Annotated in this window: 15 protein-coding genes; 5 read left to right on the plus strand and 10 right to left on the minus strand. The window is 72.6% G+C overall.

Features of this window, described 5'->3' with window-relative positions; genetic code table 11:
- Positions 1–31: 31 nt before the first annotated feature.
- Positions 32–493, minus strand: coding sequence for an Lrp/AsnC family transcriptional regulator (locus ACFYMP_RS13765; protein WP_363146835.1), 462 nt, complete (start codon positions 491–493; stop codon positions 32–34).
- Between the two features lie 164 nt (positions 494–657).
- Positions 658–1335, minus strand: a complete 678-nt coding sequence (locus ACFYMP_RS13770) for a UbiX family flavin prenyltransferase (protein WP_388856040.1) — start codon at positions 1333–1335, stop codon at positions 658–660.
- A 146-nt stretch (positions 1336–1481) separates the two neighbouring features.
- Here ACFYMP_RS13770 and ACFYMP_RS13775 point away from each other — a divergent pair, with 146 nt between their 5' ends.
- Positions 1482–2102, plus strand: coding sequence for a rhomboid family intramembrane serine protease (locus ACFYMP_RS13775; RefSeq protein WP_388855605.1), 621 nt, complete (start codon positions 1482–1484; stop codon positions 2100–2102).
- Positions 2103–2421: 319 nt separating this feature from the next.
- Here ACFYMP_RS13775 and ACFYMP_RS13780 read toward each other — a convergent pair whose 3' ends face one another.
- The 3 genes from ACFYMP_RS13780 to ACFYMP_RS13790 all read right to left on the minus strand — a co-directional run bounded on the left by ACFYMP_RS13780 (position 2422) and on the right by ACFYMP_RS13790 (position 6238).
- Positions 2422–3492: a glycoside hydrolase family 43 protein gene (locus tag ACFYMP_RS13780; RefSeq protein WP_388855608.1), complete on the minus strand. Its 1071-nt coding sequence runs from the start codon at positions 3490–3492 to the stop codon at positions 2422–2424.
- Between the two features lie 371 nt (positions 3493–3863).
- Positions 3864–4790, minus strand: a complete 927-nt coding sequence (mqnP, locus tag ACFYMP_RS13785; protein ID WP_388855611.1) for a menaquinone biosynthesis prenyltransferase MqnP — start codon at positions 4788–4790, stop codon at positions 3864–3866.
- A complete protein-coding gene (locus ACFYMP_RS13790; RefSeq protein WP_388855614.1) occupies positions 4787–6238 on the minus strand; it encodes a menaquinone biosynthesis decarboxylase in 1452 nt (483 codons plus the stop codon). The genes mqnP and ACFYMP_RS13790 overlap by 4 nt, the downstream gene beginning before the upstream one ends.
- 87 nt (positions 6239–6325) lie before the next feature.
- On the opposite strand from ACFYMP_RS13790, the gene ACFYMP_RS13795 reads away from it, so the two are divergent.
- On the plus strand, positions 6326–6778 hold the full coding sequence (locus ACFYMP_RS13795; RefSeq protein WP_388855617.1) for a PLD nuclease N-terminal domain-containing protein: 453 nt from the start codon (positions 6326–6328) through the stop codon (positions 6776–6778).
- Positions 6779–6840: 62 nt separating this feature from the next.
- Here ACFYMP_RS13795 and ACFYMP_RS13800 read toward each other — a convergent pair whose 3' ends face one another.
- The 5 genes from ACFYMP_RS13800 to ACFYMP_RS13820 all read right to left on the minus strand — a co-directional run bounded on the left by ACFYMP_RS13800 (position 6841) and on the right by ACFYMP_RS13820 (position 12736).
- Complete coding sequence (locus ACFYMP_RS13800; RefSeq protein WP_388855620.1) at positions 6841–7863, minus strand: LacI family DNA-binding transcriptional regulator; 1023 nt, start codon at positions 7861–7863, stop codon at positions 6841–6843.
- A gap of 111 nt (positions 7864–7974) precedes the next feature.
- Positions 7975–9057: a rhamnose ABC transporter substrate-binding protein gene (gene rhaS / locus ACFYMP_RS13805; protein ID WP_388855623.1), complete on the minus strand. Its 1083-nt coding sequence runs from the start codon at positions 9055–9057 to the stop codon at positions 7975–7977.
- Positions 9058–9086: 29 nt separating this feature from the next.
- Positions 9087–10076 (minus strand): ABC transporter permease, encoded by a 990-nt coding sequence (locus ACFYMP_RS13810; protein WP_388855626.1) that lies wholly within the window; start codon positions 10074–10076, stop codon positions 9087–9089.
- Positions 10069–11109, minus strand: a complete 1041-nt coding sequence (locus tag ACFYMP_RS13815) for an ABC transporter permease (RefSeq protein WP_388855629.1) — start codon at positions 11107–11109, stop codon at positions 10069–10071. The genes ACFYMP_RS13810 and ACFYMP_RS13815 overlap by 8 nt, the downstream gene beginning before the upstream one ends.
- 130 nt (positions 11110–11239) lie before the next feature.
- Positions 11240–12736, minus strand: coding sequence for a sugar ABC transporter ATP-binding protein (locus tag ACFYMP_RS13820; RefSeq protein ID WP_388855632.1), 1497 nt, complete (start codon positions 12734–12736; stop codon positions 11240–11242).
- Between the two features lie 245 nt (positions 12737–12981).
- On the opposite strand from ACFYMP_RS13820, the gene ACFYMP_RS13825 reads away from it, so the two are divergent.
- The 3 genes from ACFYMP_RS13825 (at position 12982) to rhaI (ending at position 20363) form a co-directional block, all read left to right on the plus strand.
- Complete coding sequence (locus ACFYMP_RS13825; protein ID WP_388855635.1) at positions 12982–16194, plus strand: alpha-L-rhamnosidase; 3213 nt, start codon at positions 12982–12984, stop codon at positions 16192–16194.
- A gap of 84 nt (positions 16195–16278) precedes the next feature.
- On the plus strand, positions 16279–18894 hold the full coding sequence (locus tag ACFYMP_RS13830) for an alpha-L-rhamnosidase C-terminal domain-containing protein (RefSeq protein ID WP_388855638.1): 2616 nt from the start codon (positions 16279–16281) through the stop codon (positions 18892–18894).
- A gap of 272 nt (positions 18895–19166) precedes the next feature.
- Positions 19167–20363 (plus strand): L-rhamnose isomerase, encoded by a 1197-nt coding sequence (rhaI, locus tag ACFYMP_RS13835; protein ID WP_388855642.1) that lies wholly within the window; start codon positions 19167–19169, stop codon positions 20361–20363.
- The last annotated feature ends 136 nt before the right edge of the window (positions 20364–20499 follow it).

Genomic DNA, 20499 nt, shown 5'->3' on the forward strand with positions numbered 1-20499 from the left:
CGGGGCGGGCGGCGCCCGCCCCGGGCGGCCCTCACTCCTCCGACTCCTCGGGGAGTTCGCCGACCCGGTTCTCCCACTTGGTGGAGAGGACGACGGTGGTGCGGGTGCGCGAGACGCCGCTCGTACCGGACAGCCTGCGGATGGTGCGCTCCAGACCGTCCACGTCGCTCGCGCGGACCTTGAGCATGTACGAGTCGTCGCCCGCGATGAACCAGCAGTCCTCGATCTCGCTCAGATCGCGCAGCCGCTGGGCCACCTCCTCGTGGTCGGCGGCGTCGCTCAGCGAGATCCCGATCAGGGCGATCACGCCCAGGCCGAGGGAGGCGGCGTCGACGGTGGCCCGGTAGCCGGTGATGACCCCGGCGGCCTCAAGACGGTTGATGCGGTCCGTGACGCTCGGTCCGGAGAGCCCGACGAGGCGGCCCAGCTCCGCGTAGGAGGCCCGTCCGTTCTCGCGCAGAGCCTGGATGAGCCTTCTGTCCACGGCGTCCATAATCCCCGTAACCTTTCATTGTTCGCGGCCCTGCGAGCTTACATACAGATTCGAAGGTACGTAGGGGCCGAATCCTACGAAACAGCGCACCGATCGGCGGGTTTCTCAGAGCCCCGGTGACCCGGTGTCCGACGTCCCCGGGTGTGCGCGGTGTCCTCCCCGGCTCAGCTCTGCCGGGCGGCCCCCAGCTCCCCGCTCCAGCGGCGGTAGAGACCGTGCTCGACCCCGGCCGCGTCGAGGGCCCGCCCGGCGACGAAGTCCACGAGGTCCTGGATGTGGGTGGCGCCCGCGTAGAAGGCGGGGGACGCGGGGAGCACCACGGCCCCGGCCTCGTCGAGGGCGAGGAGCTGCTTGAGGGTCGCGCGGTTCAGGGGGGTCTCGCGTACGGCGACGACGAGCGGGCGCCGCTCCTTGAGGGTGACGCTCGCGGTGCGCTGGAGCAGGTCCTTGGACAGGCCCAGCGCGATCCCGGCGACGCTCGCGGTCGAGGCGGGCACCACGATCATCCCGCGCGCCGGGTACGAGCCGGAGGAGGGCCCGGCGCCGAGGTCCCCGGCCGGCCAGTGGCGTACGGCGTCGAGGCCGGGCACCGGGAAGGTGCCGGGTTTGCCGTCGGCGCCCCGGGCGAGCCACCGCGCGAGGTCCTCGCGCCAGTGGGCGTCCCGGAAGGAGATGCCGGTCTCGTCCAGCAGGGTGAGGCGGGCGGCGCGGCTCACGACGAGGTCCACGCTCTGTCCGGCGGCGAGCAGGGCGCGCAGGACGGCGGCGGCGTACGGGGTGCCGGAGGCGCCGGAGACCCCGACGATCCACGGCCTGCGCGGCGGGCCGCCGGGAGCGGGCACGGGGTCACGGTCCTCCCGCGGCTGGTTCGTCGTCCTCGCTGGCTCCACGCCGTCGAGCCTAACCGGCGGCCTCCGCCCGCGCCCCGGGGGGCGGAACCAGGGCGCGGCTCCGGTCGTTCCAGGGGAACAGGGGAGGGAGAGCGCCCATGGTTCCGGACACGACGACGACCACCAGGGCCGGCTCACGCGGAGGCCGGGTCAGGACCGCGGCGCTGCTGTCGGGCGGCTGGCTCGCGCTGCTGTGGTTCCTGGAGTTCGTGGACTCCGCGACGCACCACGCGCTGGACACGTACGGCATCAGCCCGCGCGAGGCCGGCGAGATCCGCGACATCGTCCCGGCCGCGTTCCTGCACTTCGGCTTCGACCACCTCGCGGCGAACAGCGTCCCGCTGCTGGTCCTCGCCTTCCTGACCGCGCTGTCGGGCGCGGGCCGCCTGATAGCGGTGTCGACGGTCGTCATCCTGATCAGCGGCGCGGGCGTGTGGCTGCTGGCGCCCGCGTACTCGGTGACGGCGGGCGCCTCGGGCGTGGTCTTCGGCCTGTTCGGCTACCTGCTGGTGCGCGGTTTCGTGGACCGGCGTCTCCTCGACGTCGTCCTCGGCCTGCTCGTCGCCGTCGTCTACGGCTCGATCCTGTGGGGCGCCCTGCCCACGGCCGAGGGCGTGAGCTGGCAGGCCCACCTGTTCGGCCTGATCGGCGGCGTGGTCGCGGCCTTCGTGGTGCGGACACCGAGGGGGCGGCCGGCGGTGGGCACCGGCGGGGGGTAGCAGGAGGGGCGGCGTGCTTGTCGGGCCGTCCGGGGAGAGGGGGCCCGCCGTGCCGGTCTTCCGGTCTGGGGGCCCGGGGCGGGGCCTGTCATCCGGTCCGGGGCTCCCGGCGGCCGCGTCTGTCTTCCGGCCAGGGGGTCCCGAGGGCTGGTCACCCGGGGCATCGACGCCGACGAGACCTGGCGGCTGACCTCACACCAGCACTACTGGCGGCTGTCCGGGGGCCTGCTCCGTCACGGGGACGAAGCGGGGTGACCGGCCGGCCGTCGGGGCTGCGCGGTGTCCGTCGCCGCCGGGCCCCCGGTCACCCCGGCGGGACTCACTCGAAGAACTTCAGGCTCCAGCCGGTGTCCGAGGCCGCGCCCGGGGAGTTGGCGCGGGTGTACGTCGTATCGCCCCACCAGGCGAAGGTGCCGGTGTACCAGTAGCGGTTCTCCCAGGCGTACGGGGTGCCCTTGGGGACGGCGTGGAACATGAGCGGGAACCGGGGGCCGGCGGGCGGGCTGGTGTTGATGTCCCCGTCGGCGAGTACGAAGCTGTGGTGGCCGGGGCCGTTGACGTACAGCGTCGGGTCCCAGCCGGGCATCATCGTGGCGCCGTCGGAGCCGAACAGGCAGCCGTTGGACTTGTACCAGTCCCATACGTAGGCGGGGTCGCCGCCCGCCTTCAGCCGCAGGTCGCCGAGGCAGTACTGCTCGCTCCAGCTGCCGTTGGCCGAGTACACGACGTGCAGTTGCCCGTTCGGGTCCCGGACCGGCTCGGGGCCCTCGTTGACGAACGGGTCGCCCACCACCCGCTCCCAGCTCTCCCGGGGCTGCGAGATGACGTACCGGGCGCCGGTGGGCGTGGTGGGGTCGCTCATCCTCGCCACGTACAGGTTCTGCTCGACGTTGGTCTCCCCCGCCCAGCCGGACCACACGAACCAGCGCTGCCCCTCGAAGGTGAACAGGGAGCCGTCGATGGCCCACTTGTCCTCGGGCAGGGCCAGCTTCCTCTCGGCCCCGTAGCCGCTGTCCGGGCTGTCGGAGCCGATGACGTACATCCGGTGGTCCGGGCCGCGCCCCGCCGAGAAGTAGATGTAGTACCGGCCGCCGTCCCGCACGATCTCCGGGGCCCACACCTCGCCGTGCCCCGCGCCGTCCGACCAGACCTGGCGGGCGGGGGCGGAGGCCAGCGCGTCCGTCGAGGACGCCTGCCGCACGGCGATCCCGCCGCCCGTGGACTGCACCGCGACGTAGGTGTTCCCGACGCGCAGCACGCTCGGGTCGGCGCCCCGCAGGCCGGTCCGCGCGGCCTCGGCGTGCCCGGCGGCGGGGGGACACACCACGGCGGTCAGCGCGGCGGTCAGGGCGAAGGCGGCGGCGCTGAGGAAACGGCGGGAGGTTCGCATCGTCACGTCCCCTGATCGGCCTCCGCTTCGACGCCGGGGTGACCCGGCCCGGTGGGAGAGCACCGGACCGGGACGACGTCCGGGGCGGGGCCGCGGTGGAGGCGGCTGTGGGGGACGGCCCCCGCCTCAGGTGTGCCTCGCGCTCGCGCACCGACCGGCGTACCGGCGTACCGGCGTACCGGCGTACCGGCGATTACATCGATGCAAAGGCGCCCTCCCAGCTTCGGGAGGGCGCCTGGACATGTCAACCCGTTGGACAGCGGAAGGTGACGCACTCGGCGGGGTACGCGTCGGGGGCGGGGTGGTCGCGGCGGACACCGCGCGGCGCGAGGGCCTCGGCGGCCGGTTCGGCGGGGCCGGGCCGTCGCCGGCTACACCGTCAGGCCCCGCACCAGCAGGTCCAGCAGCGCGCACACGAACAGGGCGATGCCGATGAAGCCGTTGACGCTGAAGAAGGCGCGGTTGAGGCGGCTGAGGTCGTGCGGGCGGACGATGGAGTGTTCGTAGACGAAGGCGACGGCGACGACGACGAGGCCGGCCCAGAAGAACACCCCGGCGCCGGTGGCCAGCGCGTACCAGACGAGGAGGCCGGTGGTGACGAGGGCGGAGCCGCGCGCCCCGTACAGCGCGGCGGGGATGCCGAAGCGGGCCGGGACGGACTTCACCCCGTGGGCGCGGTCGGCCGCGACGTCCTGGCAGCCGAAGATCAGGTCGAAGCCGCCGATCCACACGCCGACGGCGACCCCGAGGATCACCGCGTGCCAGGACCACTCGCCCGTGACCGCGATCCAGGCGCCGACCGGCCCCATGGCCTGCGCGAGGCCGAGGATCGCGTGCGGGAAGTTCGTGAACCGCTTGCCGTACGGGTAGACGACCATCGGGACCACCGCGACCGGCGCGAGCGCCAGGCACAGCGGGTTGAGCAGCGCGGCGGCCCCCAGGAACACGACGAGGGCGACGAGGGCGCCGGTCCACGCCGACCTCACGGAGACCGCGCCGGTGACCAGTTCGCGGTTGGCGGTGCGCGGGTTGCGGGCGTCGATCTCGCGGTCGATGACGCGGTTGGCGGCCATCGCGAAGGTGCGCAGGCCGACCATCGCGACCGTCACGAGCAGCAGCCGGCCCCAGTGGATGTTCTCGTCCAGCTCGAACATCGCGGTGAGCGAGGCGATGTAGGCGAAGGGCAGGGCGAAGACCGAGTGCTCGATCATGACGAGCCGCAGGAACGCCGAGACGCCGCCCCTGGACTGCGGCGGCCGGGCCGCCGTTCCCCCGCCGACCGTGGCCTCTGAACTCACAGCCCGTACTCCTTCCAGCGCTTGGTGACCCGCTGTGCGACCTCCGGGTCGGAGACCACCATCTCCGGCCAGCCGCCGTCCCGGGTGTAGCCCTCCCCGGGCAGTTTCCTGGTCGCGTCGATCCCGGCCTTGCCTCCCCAGAACTGCTGGTAGGAGGCGTGGTCGAGGTGGTCGACGGGGCCTTCCACGACGGTCAGGTCGCGCGCGTAGTCCGTGTTGCCGAAGGCCCGCCAGGCGACCTCGTGCAGATCGTGCACGTCGCAGTCGGAGTCGACGACCACGATGAGCTTGGTCAGCGACATCATGTGCGCACCCCAGACCGCGTGCATCACCTTCTGGGCGTGCTTCGGGTACTTCTTGTCAATGGAAACGATCGCACAGTTGTGGAATCCGCCCGCTTCGGGCAGGTGGTAGTCCACGATGTCGGGCACGATCACCTTGAGCAGCGGCCGGAAGAACCGTTCGGTGGCGCGGCCGAGCGGCCCGTCCTCGGTGGGCGGCCGGCCCACCACGATCGACTGGAGCAGCGGGCGGCGCCGCATCGTGACGGTGTCGATGGTGAGCGCGGGGAACGGCTCCTGCGGGGTGTAGAACCCGGTGTGGTCGCCGAAGGGCCCCTCGGGCAGCGTCTCGCCCGGCTCCAGCCAGCCCTCCAGGACCACTTCGGCCCGCGCGGGCACCTGGAGCGGGACGCTCACGCAGTCGACCATGTCGATCCGCCTGCCCTGCACGAAACCGGCGAACAGGTACTCGTCGATGTCGCCGGGCAGCGGGGCGGTCGCCGCGTAGGTCACGGCGGGCGGGCAGCCGAAGGCGATGGCGACGGGCAGCCGCTCCCCGCGCCGGGCGGCGACCTGATAGTGGTTGCGGCTGTCCTTGTGGATCTGCCAGTGCATGCCGATGGTGCGCGCGTCGTGGCGCTGGAGCCGGTAGAGGCCGAGGTTGCGCACCCCGGACTCGGGGTCCTTGGTGTGGGTCAGGCCGAGGTTGAAGAAGGAACCGCCGTCCTCGGGCCAGGTGAAGAGGGCCGGCAGCCGGTCCAGGTCGACGTCCTCGCCGCGCAGCACGACCTCCTGGACGGGCGCGTCCTTCACTTTCTTCGGCGGGACGTGCACCATCGAGCCGAGCTTGCCGAAGGCCTCGCGGACGCCGACGAAACCGCTCGGCAGCTCCGGCTTGAGCAGTCCGCCGATCATGTCGCCGATGTCGTCGTAGGACTTCAGGCCGAGCGCCTTGAGCAGCCGCCGGTCCGTCCCGTAGACGTTCATCGCGAGCGGCATCGCCGAGCCCTTGACGTTCTCGAAGAGGAGGGCGGGACCGCCGGCCTTGTTGACCCGGTCGACGATCTCACCGACCTCCAGGTAGGGGTCGACTTCTGCCTTGACGCGCGTGAGGTCGCCGTCGCGTTCCAGGGCCCTCAGCAGCGAGCGGAGATCGTCGTAAGCCATGCGGTCCAGTATCCGGCACCGGATAACCTGGCCGGGTAACGGGGCCCGTACCGGAGGCTCACGCCGCGACCCGCGAAGGAGAGCGCCATGCTCCGGGTGCTGATGATTCTCGTGCCGCTGGCACTGAGCGTTTTCGCGTTCATCGACTGTGTGACGAGCGACGAGAAGGAGATCCGCTACCTGCCGAAGCCGCTGTGGGCGATCCTCGTGCTGCTCTTCCCGCTCGTCGGCTCGGTCTCCTGGCTGATCATCGGCAAGCAGCGCGCCTACGCCGGTCCGGGCGCGGCGCGCGGCGGCTGGGTCGCCCCCGACGACAACCCGGAGTTCCTGAACTCGCTGAAGAAGAACCCGCCGGCCGACACGCCTCCGCCGGCGAAGGCGCCCGGGTCCCCGGAGCCCTCGGAGCCCTTGCAGACCCCGGAGACCCCGGAGACCCCGGAGCCCAGGAAGGGCGACGACCGGCTGGCGAGCTGGGAGGCGGACCTGCGCCGCCGCGAGGAGGAGCTGCGGCGCCGCGAGGCGGGCGAGGAGAACTCCTAGACGGGGCGCGCCCCTCCTGGGTCCCGGGGCCCGCGCGGGTCGCGCCGCGCCCGCCCCTCCCGTCAGCGTGAGCCGAGGCTCGACCACCGGACGACCAGCTCCGGTTGCAGCACCAGCCTGCGGTGCTCGTGGGGTTCGCCGCCGCTGGGCTCGGTCTCCTCCAGCAGGAGTCCGGCGGCCAGCGCGCCCATGGTGACGGCGGGCTGGCGCACGGAGGTCAGCGGCACGGCGGCGGCCGCCGCGAACTCGATGTCGTCGTAGCCGACGATCGCCATGTCCTCGGGGACGCGCACCTTGGCCGCGTACATCGCCTGGAGGACGCCGAGGGCGAGCAGGTCGTTGGCGCAGAACACGGCGGTGGGCCGCTCGGCGAGCCCGAGGAGGCGGGCGCCCGCGTCGCGGCCCGCCGCGACGTCGAGCCGTTCGGTGGGCAGCTCACGCAGCGCCTTTGGCGGCAGCCCCGCCTCCGCGAGGGCCTGGAGGGCGCCCTCCCGCCGGTCCTTGACCTGATTGAGGGCCGGGGGGCCACTGACGTAGGCGATGCGGCGGTGCCCCGCGTCGGCCAGGTGGCGGACGGCGAGCGCGCCGCCCGCGACGTCGTCCACGGAGACGGAGCACTCCGACGTGCCCTCGGCGACCCGGTCGACGAGGACGAACGGGATGCCGTGCCGCCGGAAGGCGTCGATGTTGAGGCCGCTCGCGTCGGCCGGGGTGAGCAGCACGCCCCGCACCCGCTGCTCGGCGAAGAGGGAGAGGTACTCGGCCTCCTCGGCGGGGTTCTGCGCGCTGTTGCACACCATGACGCCGAGCCCCGCGTCGCGTGCGGCCCGCTCGGCGCCGCGCGCGACGTCCACGAAGAAGGGGTTGCCCATGTCCAGGACGAGCAGGCCCATGATGCGGCTGCGCCCGGCGCGCAACTGGCGCGCCGACTCGCTGCGCACGTAGCCGAGCCGGTCGATGGCGGACAGCACGCGCGAGCGGGTGCCGAAGGCGACGGTGTCCGGGCGGTTGATGACGTTGGAGACCGTGCCGACGGACACGCCGGCGGCGCGGGCTACGTCCTTGATACCCACCGACTGGGCCATCGGGCGGGGACCTCCATGGAGCGAGGACTGGCGGGAGGGGTCAGATTACCCGTGCGCGCGCCGGTGACGTCGTGGGCCGGGCACCGTGCGGGGTGCCCGGCGGCGGGCCGGTCAGAAGTGGTAGTCGTCGATGTTCTCGCCGGTGAAGACGGTGGGCTTGCCCAGGTCGATCACGCCCTCCTTGCCGACGGTGAAGGTACCGAGGTCACCGGCCTCGAAGGTCTCGCCCGCCTTCCCGGTGATCTGCCCCGAGGACAGGGCGACGGCCGTGTGCGCGGCGAGCGCGCCGAGCTTCGCCGGGTCCCACAGCTCGAAGCCCTCGACGGTGCCGTTCTTGACGTACTTGCGCATGTCGTTGGGGGTGCCGAGGCCGGTGAGCGCGACCTTGCCCCGGTACTTGGAGCCGGACAGGTACTGGGCGGCCGCCTTGAGGCCGACGGTGGTCGGCGAGACGATGCCCGCGAGCCGGGGGTGTTCCTGGAGGAGGCCCTGGGTCTGCTGGAAGGACTGCTGGGCGTCGTCGTTGCCGTACGCGACCTTCACCAGCCTCATGTCCTTGTACTTCGGCTTCTTCAGCTCGTCCTTCATGAAGCCGATCCAGATGTTCTGGTTCGTCGCGGTCTGGGCCGCGGACAGGATCGCGATGTCGCCCTTGTAGCCGAGCTGTTCGCCCAGGAGCTGGACCTGGCTGCGGCCGAGCGCCTCGGCGCTGGACTGCGAGACGAAGGCGTTGCGGCACTCGGGCCTGGTGTCCGAGTCGTAGGTGACGACCTTGATGCCGTTCTTCATGGCCTGCTTGAGGGCGGTGCACAGGGCGCCGGGGTCCTGCGCGGACACGGCCATCGCGTCGACCTGCTGCTGGGTGAGCGTGTTGACGTAACTGACCTGGCCGCTGGTGTCGGTGGCGCTGTTGGGGCCGGTCTCCTTGTAGGTGGAGCCGAGCGACTTCACGGCCTTCTCGCCGCCCTTGTCGGCGACCGTGAAGTACGGGTTGTTGACCTGCTTGGGCAGGAAGGCGACGTCGAGGCCCTTCTTGGTGGCGGCCCCGGGGTCGGCCTCGGCGTTCGAGGACGCGGCGGAGTCGTCCTTCTTGGCCGAGTCCTTCGTGGTGCCGCCGCAGGCCGCGGCGGCGAGGGTGAGCGAGGTGACGGCGGCGAGCGCGGCACAGGCGCGGCGGAGCGCGGGCGAGGACATCGTGGGCCCCTTTCGGGCGGTACGTGAGGTCAGAGGGAGGAGGTGGCGGCGCGGCGGCCGGCCCGTGCGGTGGCGATCTGCCGGGCGGTGCGGGGCCCGAGGACGGACACCACCAGGAGGACGCCGGTGACGACGATCTGGGACTGCGCGGAGACGTTGAGCAGACTCATCGCGTTCTGCAGGGCGCCGAGCAGGAACACCCCGGCGACCGCGCCGCCGAGCGTGCCCTTGCCGCCGTCGAAGTCGATGCCGCCGAGCAGGACGGCGGCGACGACGGACAGTTCGAGGCCGGTGGCGTTGTCGTAGCGGGCGCTCGCGTAGTGCAGCGCCCAGAAGACGCCGGTGAGGGAGGCGAACAGCCCGGTCAGGACGAACAGCCACAGCCTGTGGCGCTTGACGCGGACGCCGGCGAAGCGGGCGGCCTCCTCGTTCGCGCCGATCGCGAACAGGGAGCGGCCGAAGGGCGTCGCGTGCAGGACGATGACGGCGATCGCTAGCAGGGCCAGGAACGGCAGGAACGCGTACGGGACGAAGGTGCCGCCGATGCGTCCCGCCGCGAAGTCCAGGTACTGGGTGGGGAAGTCGGTGACCGCGTCCGAGCCGAGGACGATCTGCGCGATCCCCCGGTAGGCGGCCATGGTGCCGATGGTGACGGCGAGCGAGGGCAGCCCCAGCCGGGTCACGAGGAGGCCGTTCACCAGCCCGCACACGACGCCGAGGAGCAGGCACAGCGGGATGATCGTCTCGATGGACAGGCCCGCGTTCCACAGGGAGCCCATCACCGCCCCGGACAGCCCGGCCGTGGAGGCCACGGACAGGTCGATCTCGCCGGAGATCACGAGGAGCGTCATCGGGAGCGCGATCAGCGCGATGGGCAGCGTGTTGCCGATCAGGAACGACAGGTTGAGGGCGTTGCCGAAACCGTCGACGAACGAGAAGGACAGCAGCAGGAGGACGACCAGCAGGGCGCCCACCACGGTGTCCCAGCGGACGGCGCGGGTGAGGGACGAGTCAGCCATGGCGGGCGTTCCTCTTCTTCAGGGCCTTGGCGACGCGCAGGGCGACGACCCGGTCGACGGCGATGGCGAGGACGAGCAGGACACCGTTGATGGCGAGCACCCATACGGAGCTGACGCCCAGGGCGGGCAGCACGCTGTTGATCGAGGTCAGCAGCAGCGCGCCGAGCGCCGCCCCGTAGACGCTGCCGGAGCCGCCCGTGAAGGCGACGCCGCCGACCACGACGGCGCTGACGACGGTGAGTTCGTAGCCGTTGCCGGTGGCGGAGTCGACGTTGCCGAAGCGGGCGAGGTACAGCGCGCCCGCGAGTCCGGCGAGCGCCCCGCACGCGGTGTACGCGGCGAGAATCCGCCTGCGCACCGGGATGCCGGCCAGGCGGGCGGCCTCCGGGTTCGAGCCGAGCGCGTACAGCTCGCGGCCGCCACCGAAGTGCCGCAGGTAGGAGGCGACGAGGACGAGCACGCCGAGGGCGATCAGCGCGAGGTAGGGGACGGCGGAGATCCCGCCGGAGCCGAAGTCCACGAAACCGCCCGGCAGGTCGGCCGCGGTGATCTGGCGGGAGCCGACCCAGACCGAGTCGAGGCCGCGGATGACGTACAGCGTGCCGAGGGTGACGACGAGCGCGGGGACCTGGCCGAGGCTGACGAGCGCGCCGTTGAGGAGACCGCAGCCGACGCCGAGGGCCACGGCGAGCAGGATCGCGAGGGCCGGGTTCCCGCCGCCCTGGAGGAAGTCGCCCGCGGCGAAGGCGGTGATACCGAGCGTCGAGCCGACCGACAGGTCGACGTTCCTCGTCACGACGACGAGGGCCTGCCCGGTGGCGACCAGGACGAGGATGGTGGCGTTGAGGAGCAGGTCCTTGAAGCCCTGTTCCGAGAGGAACTCGCTGTTGCCGGCCTGCGTCACCCCGATCATCACCAGGAAGACCAGCAGGATGGCGAGTTCACGCATCTTGAAGACGCGCTCGACGAGGCGGGTGCCGCCCGCCTTCTCGGGGTCGACGGCCGGTGCGGGCGGCCGCGTGGTGACGGTCATGCCGTCCTCCTTCCGGGGTAACGCGCCCCGGAGGGGCACGGGGAACTGCGCGGGGGGCCGGGGCGCGGCCGCGCGGGCCGGCGCCGCGCGGGCCCGGTGGAGGCGCGGGCGGGAGGTGTCGGCCCGTTCATCACGCCGCCCTGCCCGTCGCCGCCGCCATCACGGACTCCTCCGTGGCCTCCGCGCGCGGGATCTCGGCGGTGAGACGTCCCTCGTGCATGACGAGCACGCGGTCCGCCATGCCGAGGATCTCCGGCAGGTCGGACGAGATCATCAGGACCGCGACGCCCTCCGCGGCGAGCCCGGAGAGCAGCCGGTGCACCTCGGCCTTGGTGCCCACGTCGATACCGCGGGTCGGCTCGTCGACGATCAGCACCCGGGGCCCGGTGGCGAGCCACTTGGCGAGGACGACCTTCTGCTGGTTGCCGCCGGAGAGCGTGCCGACGGCGTCGGCGATACGGGCGTACTTGACCTGGAGCCGTACGGCCCAGTCCAGGGAGCGGCTGCGTTCGGCGCCGCGGTCCATGATCCCGGCGCGCGCGCTCGCGCGCAGCCCGGTGAGCCCGATGTTGCGCTCGATGGACATGTCCATCACGAGGCCCTGGGCGCGCCGGTCCTCCGGTACGAGGGCGAGCCCGGCCGCCATGGCGGTGCTGGGGGCGCCGTTGACGAGGACCCGCCCCTCGACCTCGACGGTTCCCCCGTCCCAGCGGTCGACGCCGAACACGGCGCGGGCGACCTCGCTGCGGCCGGCCCCGACGAGCCCGGCCAGACCCACGATCTCGCCGCGGCGCACCTCGAACGACACGTCGGTGAAGACGCCTTCGCGGGTCAGCCGCCGCACGCTCAGCGCGACCTCGCCGATCTCCGTGTCCTGTTTGGGGTACAGCTCGTCGAGGTCGCGGCCGACCATGCGGCGTACCAGATCGTCCTCGCTGAGCCCCGCGACCGGTTCGCTGGAGATCAGGGTCCCGTCGCGCAGCGTCGTGACGCGCTGGCAGAGCGCGAAGATCTCCTCCAGGCGGTGGGAGATGAAGAGGATCGCGGCGCCCTGTTCGCGCAGGGTGCGCACCACGGTGAAGAGACGGGCCACCTCGCTGCCGGTGAGCGCGGCCGTCGGCTCGTCCATGATCAGTACGCGGGCGTCGAAGGAGAGCGCCTTGGCGATCTCCACGATCTGCTGGTCCGCGATGGACAGTCCGCGCGCGGGCTGATCGGGGTCGAGGTCGACGCCGAGCCGCGAGAACAGCGCGGCGGCGGCCGCGCGCACGGCCCGGTGGTCGATCCGGCCGAGGGAGCGGCGCGGCTGACGCCCCATGAAGATGTTCTCGGCGACCGAGAGGTCGGGGAAGAGCGTGGGTTCCTGGTAGATGACCGCGACTCCGGCGTCGCGGGCGTCCCCGGGCCCGTGCAGGACGACGGGCTCGCCGTCGATCAGAACGGTTCCGGCGTCCGGCCGGTGGACCCCGGCGAGCGTCTTGATGAGGGTGGACTTCCCTGCGCCGTTCTCACCGGCGAGGGCGTGCGCCTCACCTGCGTGGAGCTCCAGGGAGACGCCGTGGAGGGCGCGCACGGCCCCGAAGGACTTCTCAAGTCCCTGCACGGCCAGGACGGGGGGCTCTCTCATGGGGTAGCACCGATCGGGTCTGAAGGGGCGACTGAGAAAATGGGCCGGACGAAGGCACGGCCGCGTATGAAAGGTTTCATACAGATTGCACGGAAGCTAGCCCCGCATCAATAGCGGCGTCAATGGCCCGGACGTGGAAATCCGCAATCCCTTTGCGGCCCCGTCCGAAACTCTTGACAGGCCACTTACCCCACTCTAGCTTCCATCCCTGAAACGATTCATCGTCGAGTCGTAGGGAGCCGAGTGTGATCAGCAGAAGACGACTGCTCAGCACGACCGCGACGGCGGCCCTGGGGACGGCTGTCGCCTCCGCCGCGTCGGGCACCGCCCAGGCGTCGCCGTCGTCCCCGGCCAATACACCGGCGGCCAGGAGGGCCGTCCGCGTCAGCGGCCCCACCGTCGAGTACGTGAGCCATCCGCTGGGTCTCGACGTCGCCCGCCCCCGGCTGAGCTGGCCGCTGGCGTCCGAGGAGCCGGGACAGCGGCAGAGCGCCTATCAGATACGCGTGGCCAGCACCCCGGGCCGGCTCAGGAAGCCCGACGTGTGGGACAGCGGCAAGGTCACCTCGGCGGAGTCCGTCCTGGTGCCGTACGCGGGCCCCGCCCTCGCCTCCCGTACCCGCTACCACTGGTCGGTGCGGGTCTGGAACGAGAGCGGCAAGGTCTCCGCGTGGAGCGAGCCCTCCTGGTGGGAGACCGGTCTGACGGCCGCCTCCGACTGGTCCGCCCGGTGGATCGGCGCCCCCGCCGCCCTGGTCGGCGCCCCCGCGCTCGACGCGGCCTCGTGGATCTGGTTCCCCGAGGGCGACCCGGCCGCCGGGGCGCCCGCCGGAAACCGTTACTTCCGGGGCGTCGCGGACATCCCCGAGGGGGTGAAGCGGGCCCGGCTGGTCATGACCGCCGACGACGGCTTCACCGCGTACGTGAACGGGACGCGGGTGGCCGGGGTCGAGGCGGACGGCCCGGCCGACGGCTGGCGCCGGCCCGTCCTCGTCGACGTGACCTCCGCGCTGCGTCCGGGCCGCGCGGTCGTCGCCGTGTCCGCGACGAACGCCTCGGCCAGTCCCGCGGGGCTGCTCGGGCTCCTGGAGCTGACGACCGCCGACGGAGTGCGCGCCTTCGCCACCGGCGCCGGGTGGAAGGCCGCCGACGAGGAGCCCGCCGGGGACTGGCGTTCCGCTCAGTACGACGACAGCTCCTGGCCGGCCGCGAAGGACGTCGCCCGGTGGGGCGCGGGACCCTGGGGCAAGGTGACGCCCTCCTCCTCCCCCGCCGCCCAGCTCCGTCACGAGTTCCGCCTCAAGCGCACCCGCGTGACCCGCGCGCGGCTCTACTCCACCGCCCTCGGCCTGTACGAGGCGCGGATCAACGGCCGGCGGGTCGGCGAGGACCGGCTCGCACCGGGCTGGACGGACTACCGCAAGCGGGTGCAGTACCAGACCTACGACGTCACCGGACTGGTCACGTCCGGGGCCAACGCGCTCGGCGTGACCCTCGCCGCCGGCTGGTACGCGGGCAACGTGGGCATGTTCGGCCCGCACCAGTACGGCGAACAACCGGCCTTCCTCGCCCAGTTGGAGGTCACCTACGCCGACGGGTCGACCGAGCGGGTGGTGTCCGGCACCGACTGGCGGGCCGCGCTCGGCCCCCTCAGGAGCGCGGACATCATGTCGGGCGAGGAGTACGACGCGCGGCTGGAGACGGACGGCTGGACCCGCGCCGGGTTCGACGACTCCTCGTGGGTCGCGGCCGCCTCCGTCGACAAGGTGAGCCCCGAGCTGGTCGCCGAGGCCGGTGGCCCCACGCGGGTGGAGCGCGAGCTGACCGCCCGGAAGGTGACCGAGCCGAAGCCCGGCGTCTTCGTGTACGACCTCGGCCAGAACATGGTCGGCGCCGTCCGCCTCACCGTCTCGGGCGAGGCGGGCACCACCGTCACCCTGCGCCACGCGGAGGTCCTCAACCCGGACGGCACCCTCTACACGGCCAATCTGCGCACCGCCCGCGCCACCGACACCTACACCCTCAAGGGCGGCGGCAAGGAGACGTACGAGCCGCGCTTCACCTTCCACGGCTTCCGCTACGTCGAGGTCACGGGCTATCCCGGCAAGCCGCCGCTGAACGCCGTCGTCGGGCGGGTCATCCACACCGACGCGCCCTTCACGATGGACTTCTCCACCAACGTGCCGCTGCTCAACCAGTTGCACAGCAACATCACGTGGGGCCAGCGCGGCAACTTCGTCTCCGTCCCCACCGACACCCCCGCGCGCGACGAGCGGCTCGGCTGGACCGGTGACATCAACGTCTTCGCCCCGACGGCCACGTACAACATGGAGTCGGGCCGCTTCCTCACCAAGTGGCTCCGCGACCTGCGGGACGGGCAGAGCGAGGACGGGTCCCTGCCCCACGTCGCGCCCGATGTCGCCGACGTCGGGAGCGGCTCGGCGGGCTGGGGTGACGCGGGGGTGACCGTCCCCTGGGCGCTCTACCAGGCGTACGGCGACACCCGGGTCCTGGAGCAGTCCTGGCCCTCGATGGTGCGGTGGATCGACTGGCTGGAGAAGCACAGCGAGGGCCTCCTGCGCCCGGCCGACGGTTTCGGCGACTGGCTCAACGTCCAGGACGACACACCAAAGGACGTCATCTCCACGGCGTACTTCGCGCACGTGGCCGACCTCACGGCCCGGACGGCCGAGGTCGTCGGAGAGGACCCGGCGCCCTACCGCTCGCTCTTCGCCGGGGTGCGGGACGCCTTCCGCGCCGCCTACGTGAGCAGCGGCGGCAAGGTGAAGGGCGACACGCAGACCGCCTACGTCCTGGCCCTGTCCATGGACCTGCTGGCCGAGGCCGACCGCGCACCGGCGGCCGACCGCCTCGTCGCGCTCATCAAGGCCAGGGACTGGCACCTGTCGACCGGCTTCCTCGGCACCCCGCGCCTGCTGCCCGTACTGACGGCGACCGGGCACACCGATGTCGCCTACCGGCTGCTCGTGCGGCGCACCTTCCCCAGCTGGGGGTACCAGATCGACCGGGGCGCCACGACGATGTGGGAGCGCTGGGACTCCGTCACACCCGACGGCGGCTTCCAGGACGCCGGGATGAACTCCTTCAACCACTACGCGTACGGGTCCGTGGGCGAGTGGATGTACGCGAACATCGCGGGGATCGCTCCGGCGGCGCCGGGTTTCCGCGAGATCCTCGTGCGGCCCCGTCCCGGCGGCGGTGTCACCGAGGCCCAGGGGCGCTACGACTCGGTGCACGGCCCCATCGCCACCCGCTGGAGCCTGAGCGGCGGCACCTTCCGCCTCACCGTCACCGTTCCGGCCAACACCACGGCCGAGGTGTGGATACCGGCCGGCCGGCGGAGTCAGGTGGCGCACGGAGCGGCCAGGTTCCTGCGCATGGAGGAAGGCTGCGCCGTGTTCGCCACGGGGTCGGGCACCCACCGGTTCTCCAACTGACGCCCTCCACAGGCCAGGGGCGAAGCCGGCACCACATCGACGCAACCGCGCTCCGGGACGGCGCGCGGAGGGAGGCACGCAGACGTGACGGACGAGGAGAAGAAAGCACCGGGGCCCAGCCGCCGGACGGTGCTCGAAGCGGGGGCCGGCGCGGCGGTGCTGGCCGCGGCCGCCGGGCTGCCCGTGGCGGCGGCCCCGGCGGCCGCGGCCGCCGGGCGGGGCCACGCGGCGGCCGGGGCCTGGAAGCGGTACGTGCGCGGACCGGCCGGACGGACGGTGCGCCCCGTGCGCGTCGTCCGCTCGGCCGGGGCGGTGACGCGGCCCGACGCCCTGCTGAAGCCGGGCGGCCGGGTCACCGTGCTGCGGCGCGCGCAGCCGCCGCGGGCACCGCGCTGGCCCGAGGGCACCACCGCCGAGGCGTCCTCGACACACGCGGGCAACAACGGGAACGGCGACGCGCCGCGCACCTACGAGGCGAAAAACGCCGTCGACGGCGACCTCAGCACCTTCTGGAACGACGACACCGAGCACGAGTTCCCCGACACGCTGACCCTCACCACGCCCGCGGCGCGCGAGCTGTCCGGGGTGACGGTGGTGTCCAGCGCGGACGGCGTGCCCACCGCGTTCACGGTGGCCGTCCGGGCGGACGGGGACTGGCGGACGGTCGGCACCGTCACCGGCAACACCGCCGTGCAGCGCGCCGTCCGCTTCGACGCGCCCGTCTCCACGGACCGCGTACGGATCACGGTGACCGCCGCGCAGGACCTCGGCCGGGGCGTGTTCACCCGTGTCAACGAGGTGTGGCCCGAGGCCGTGGACCCGGTCGTGGCGCCCAGCGTGACGCTCGACTTCGGCCAGGTCGTCGTCGGGTACCCCCGGGTGGACTTCGCCTGGGCCTCCGCCAACCGGCCCGGGGTGCGCCTCGCCTTCTCCGAGACGCTCCAGTTCCTCACCGAGCGCTCCGACTTCACCCGCGCCGACCAGGCGGGCGGCGCCGGACAGGGCACCGACCAGTACGCCGTACCGGCGCGTGGTGCCTCCTGGACGGACCGGAAGGGGTACGGCGCCGACGGCGACAAGCTGTACGCCGACGGGCTGCACGGCTTCCGCTACCTCAGGATCACCCTGGACGCCCTGCCGTCCGACGCCCCCGCCGCCCAGCCCTGGGGCACCGTGGCCGTCGACTCCGTGTCCCTCGACTTCACCGCCTACCTGGGCACACCCGGCTCCTACCGGGGCTGGTTCCTCAGCTCCGACGAGGAGTTGAATCGTTACTGGTACGGGGCCTCCTACACGAACGAGCTGGTCGTCGACACCTTCCGCGAGGACGACGTGGACCCCAGGGGCGCCTTCAGCGCCTCGCTCGACGGCAAGCTGGTCCTGCACGACGGGCCCAAGCGCGACCGCGACCCCTACGTCGGCGACCTCGCGGTCTCGGGGCGCACCCTCTACCTCACCCACGACGACGCGGCGGTGGCGGCGCGCAACGTCCTGGCCGACCTCGCCGAACACCAGCGGGCCGACGGCTGGATACCGCCCGCCTCGATCAACGACTACACCCTCCCCCTGTTCGACTACCCGCTGTGGTGGGTGACGTGCAGCTGGGACTACCTGCTGTACACCGGCGACCGCGACTACGCCGCGCGCTACTACCCGCAGCTGGTCAAGGTCCTCGACAACTGGTACCCGAGCGTGACGGACGAGGCGGGACTGCTCAGCAAGGGGCTCAACGGCACGTCCGGCTACGGCGACTACGCCTTCCTCGGCCGCACCGGCCGGGTCACCTACTACAACGCCAACTACGTCCAGGCCCTGGGCGACGCGGCGCGCGTCGCGGAGCACCTGGGCCACGGCGCGGACGCCCGGCGCTGGCGGGAGCGGGCCGGGAAGGTCGCGCAGGCGGTCAACACGCACCTGTGGGACGAGGCGGCGGGCGCCTACCTGGACTCCGCGACCGGCGCGGTCCGGCACGCCCAGGACGGCAACGCCCTCGCCATCACCTCGGGCCTCGCCGGCCCGGACCGGGCCGCCTCGGCACTGGCCCACCTCGACAGGACGACGAAGCGCCGGTACGGCAACGCCTTCATGGACAACGACACCCTGTTCGGCGGCGCCTCGCAGCGCGTGTACGCCTTCACCTCGTACCCGGAGCTGGTGGCGCGCTTCGAGACGGGCCTGGCGGACTCGGCGATCGACCAGATCAAGCGCACCTACGGGTGGATGGACGGCCACGACCCCGGCACCACCCACTGGGAGGGCATCGGCCCGGACGGCTCGCTGTACGAGGGCGCCTACACGAGCACGGCGCACGGCTGGTCCACCGGCGTCCTGCCCGCGCTCACCCACCAACTGCTCGGCGCGAAGCCGGTGTCACCCGGCTACGCGACCTGGGAGGTGCGCCCTCATCCCGGCTCGGTGACCTGGGCGCAGGGTGAACTGCCCACACCCCACGGCCCCTTGCGGGTCGACTGGGTGCGCGAGGGGCGGACCTTCACCCTGACCGTACGGGCCCCTCGGGGCACGGGCGGCACGGTGGCGCTCCCGACGGACGGCCACCGGGTCACCGTGCGCGGCGGCGGCCGGACGCTCTGGGGGAACGGCCGGGCGGGCGCGCCCGGGGTGCGCCTGGACGGCGGCCACGTCACGCTCACGGGCCTCACCCACGGCACCCACCGGTTCACCCTGACGCGGGAGGGCTGAGCCCGGCGCGCTCGCGGTACGCCGGTGCCCCGGAGACCCCGGGCCGCCGGCGCACCCGCGCGCGTCTCGCCCCGAACGTCCCCGAAACGCCCTCCGACCAGCCCGGGACGGGGCGGGCCACGGCCCGGACAAGGCCGTGCGATCCGTTGACAAGCGCCGCACGAGCCGTTTAGCGTCAGCTCATTGAATCGTTTCACACCCTTCGTTTCACACCTCTCGTTTCACACCTCTCGTTTCACCACAGCGTTTCGGCGATCGTTCACAGGAGAGACATGACCGGGTCCACAGCACACGAGGAGCGGACCGCCGCCGCCAGGGCGGTCCTGAGGCGCCAGGCCGTCGAGACACCGTCCTGGGCGTACGGCAACTCGGGAACGCGCTTCAAGGTGTTCGCCCAGGCCGGTGTCCCCCGGAGCCCGCGCGAGAAGATCGAGGACGCCGCGAAGGTCCACGAGTTCACGGGCGCCGCGCCGACCGTGGCGCTGCACATCCCGTGGGACAGGGTCGAGGCCCCGGACGGTTACGAGGCCCTCGCCCGGTACGCCGAGGAGCGCGGCGTCCGGGTGGGCACGATCAACTCCAACGTCTTCCAGGACGACGACTACAAGCTGGGCAGCGTCACCAACCCGGACCCGGCGGTGCGCCGCAAGGCCGTCGGGCACCTGCTGGAGTGCGTCGACGTCATGGACGCGACCGGCTCGCGCGACCTCAAGCTGTGGTTCTCCGACGGCACCAACTACCCGGGCCAGGACGACATCCGCGCCCGTCAGGACCGGCTCGCCGAAGCGCTGCACACGGTGTACGAGCGGCTGGGCGAGGACCAGCGGATGGTGCTGGAGTACAAGCTCTTCGAGCCCGCCTTCTACGCGACCGACGTGCCGGACTGGGGCACCTCGTACGCGCACTGCCTCAAGCTGGGCGAGAAGGCGCAGGTGTGCGTGGACACCGGGCACCACGCCCCGGGCACCAACATCGAGTTCATCGTCGCGTTCCTGCTGCGGGAGGGGAAGCTCGGCGCCTTCGACTTCAACTCGCGCTTCTACGCGGACGACGACCTGATGGCGGGCGCCGCCGACCCCTTCCAGCTCTTCCGCATCATGTACGAGGTGCGGCGCGGCGGCGGCCTGGACGCGGACTCCGGGATCGCGTTCATGCTCGACCAGTGCCACAACCTGGAGGCCAAGATCCCGGCCGTCATCCGCTCCGTGATGAACGTGCAGGAGGCCACGGCGAAGGTGCTGCTGGTCGACGAGGAGGCCCTCGCGGCGGCCCAGCGCTCCGGTGACGTACTCGCGGCCAACGCGGTGCTCATGGACGCGTACAACACCGATGTGCGGCCGCTGCTGGCCGAGGTGCGCGAGGAGCGGGGGCTCGCCCCCGACCCCGTCGCCGCGTACCACGCGTCCGGCTGGGCGCGGCGGATCACCGAGGAGCGCGTCGGCGGGCAGCAGGCCGGCTGGGGCGCGTGACAGCGCGTCACACCGGGCCGCCTCGCACCGGACCGCCGCCTCGCGCCGTCCCGGCCGTGTCCGGGGGCCGGGCCGTCCCGGCCCCCGTCCCACCCGGGCGGCGGCACGGGTTTCTCGCGGGCCCGAGCGCTTCGCG

The sequence above is a fragment of the Streptomyces sp. NPDC007088 genome, from assembly GCF_042869355.1.
GTDB lineage: Bacteria > Actinomycetota > Actinomycetes > Streptomycetales > Streptomycetaceae > Streptomyces.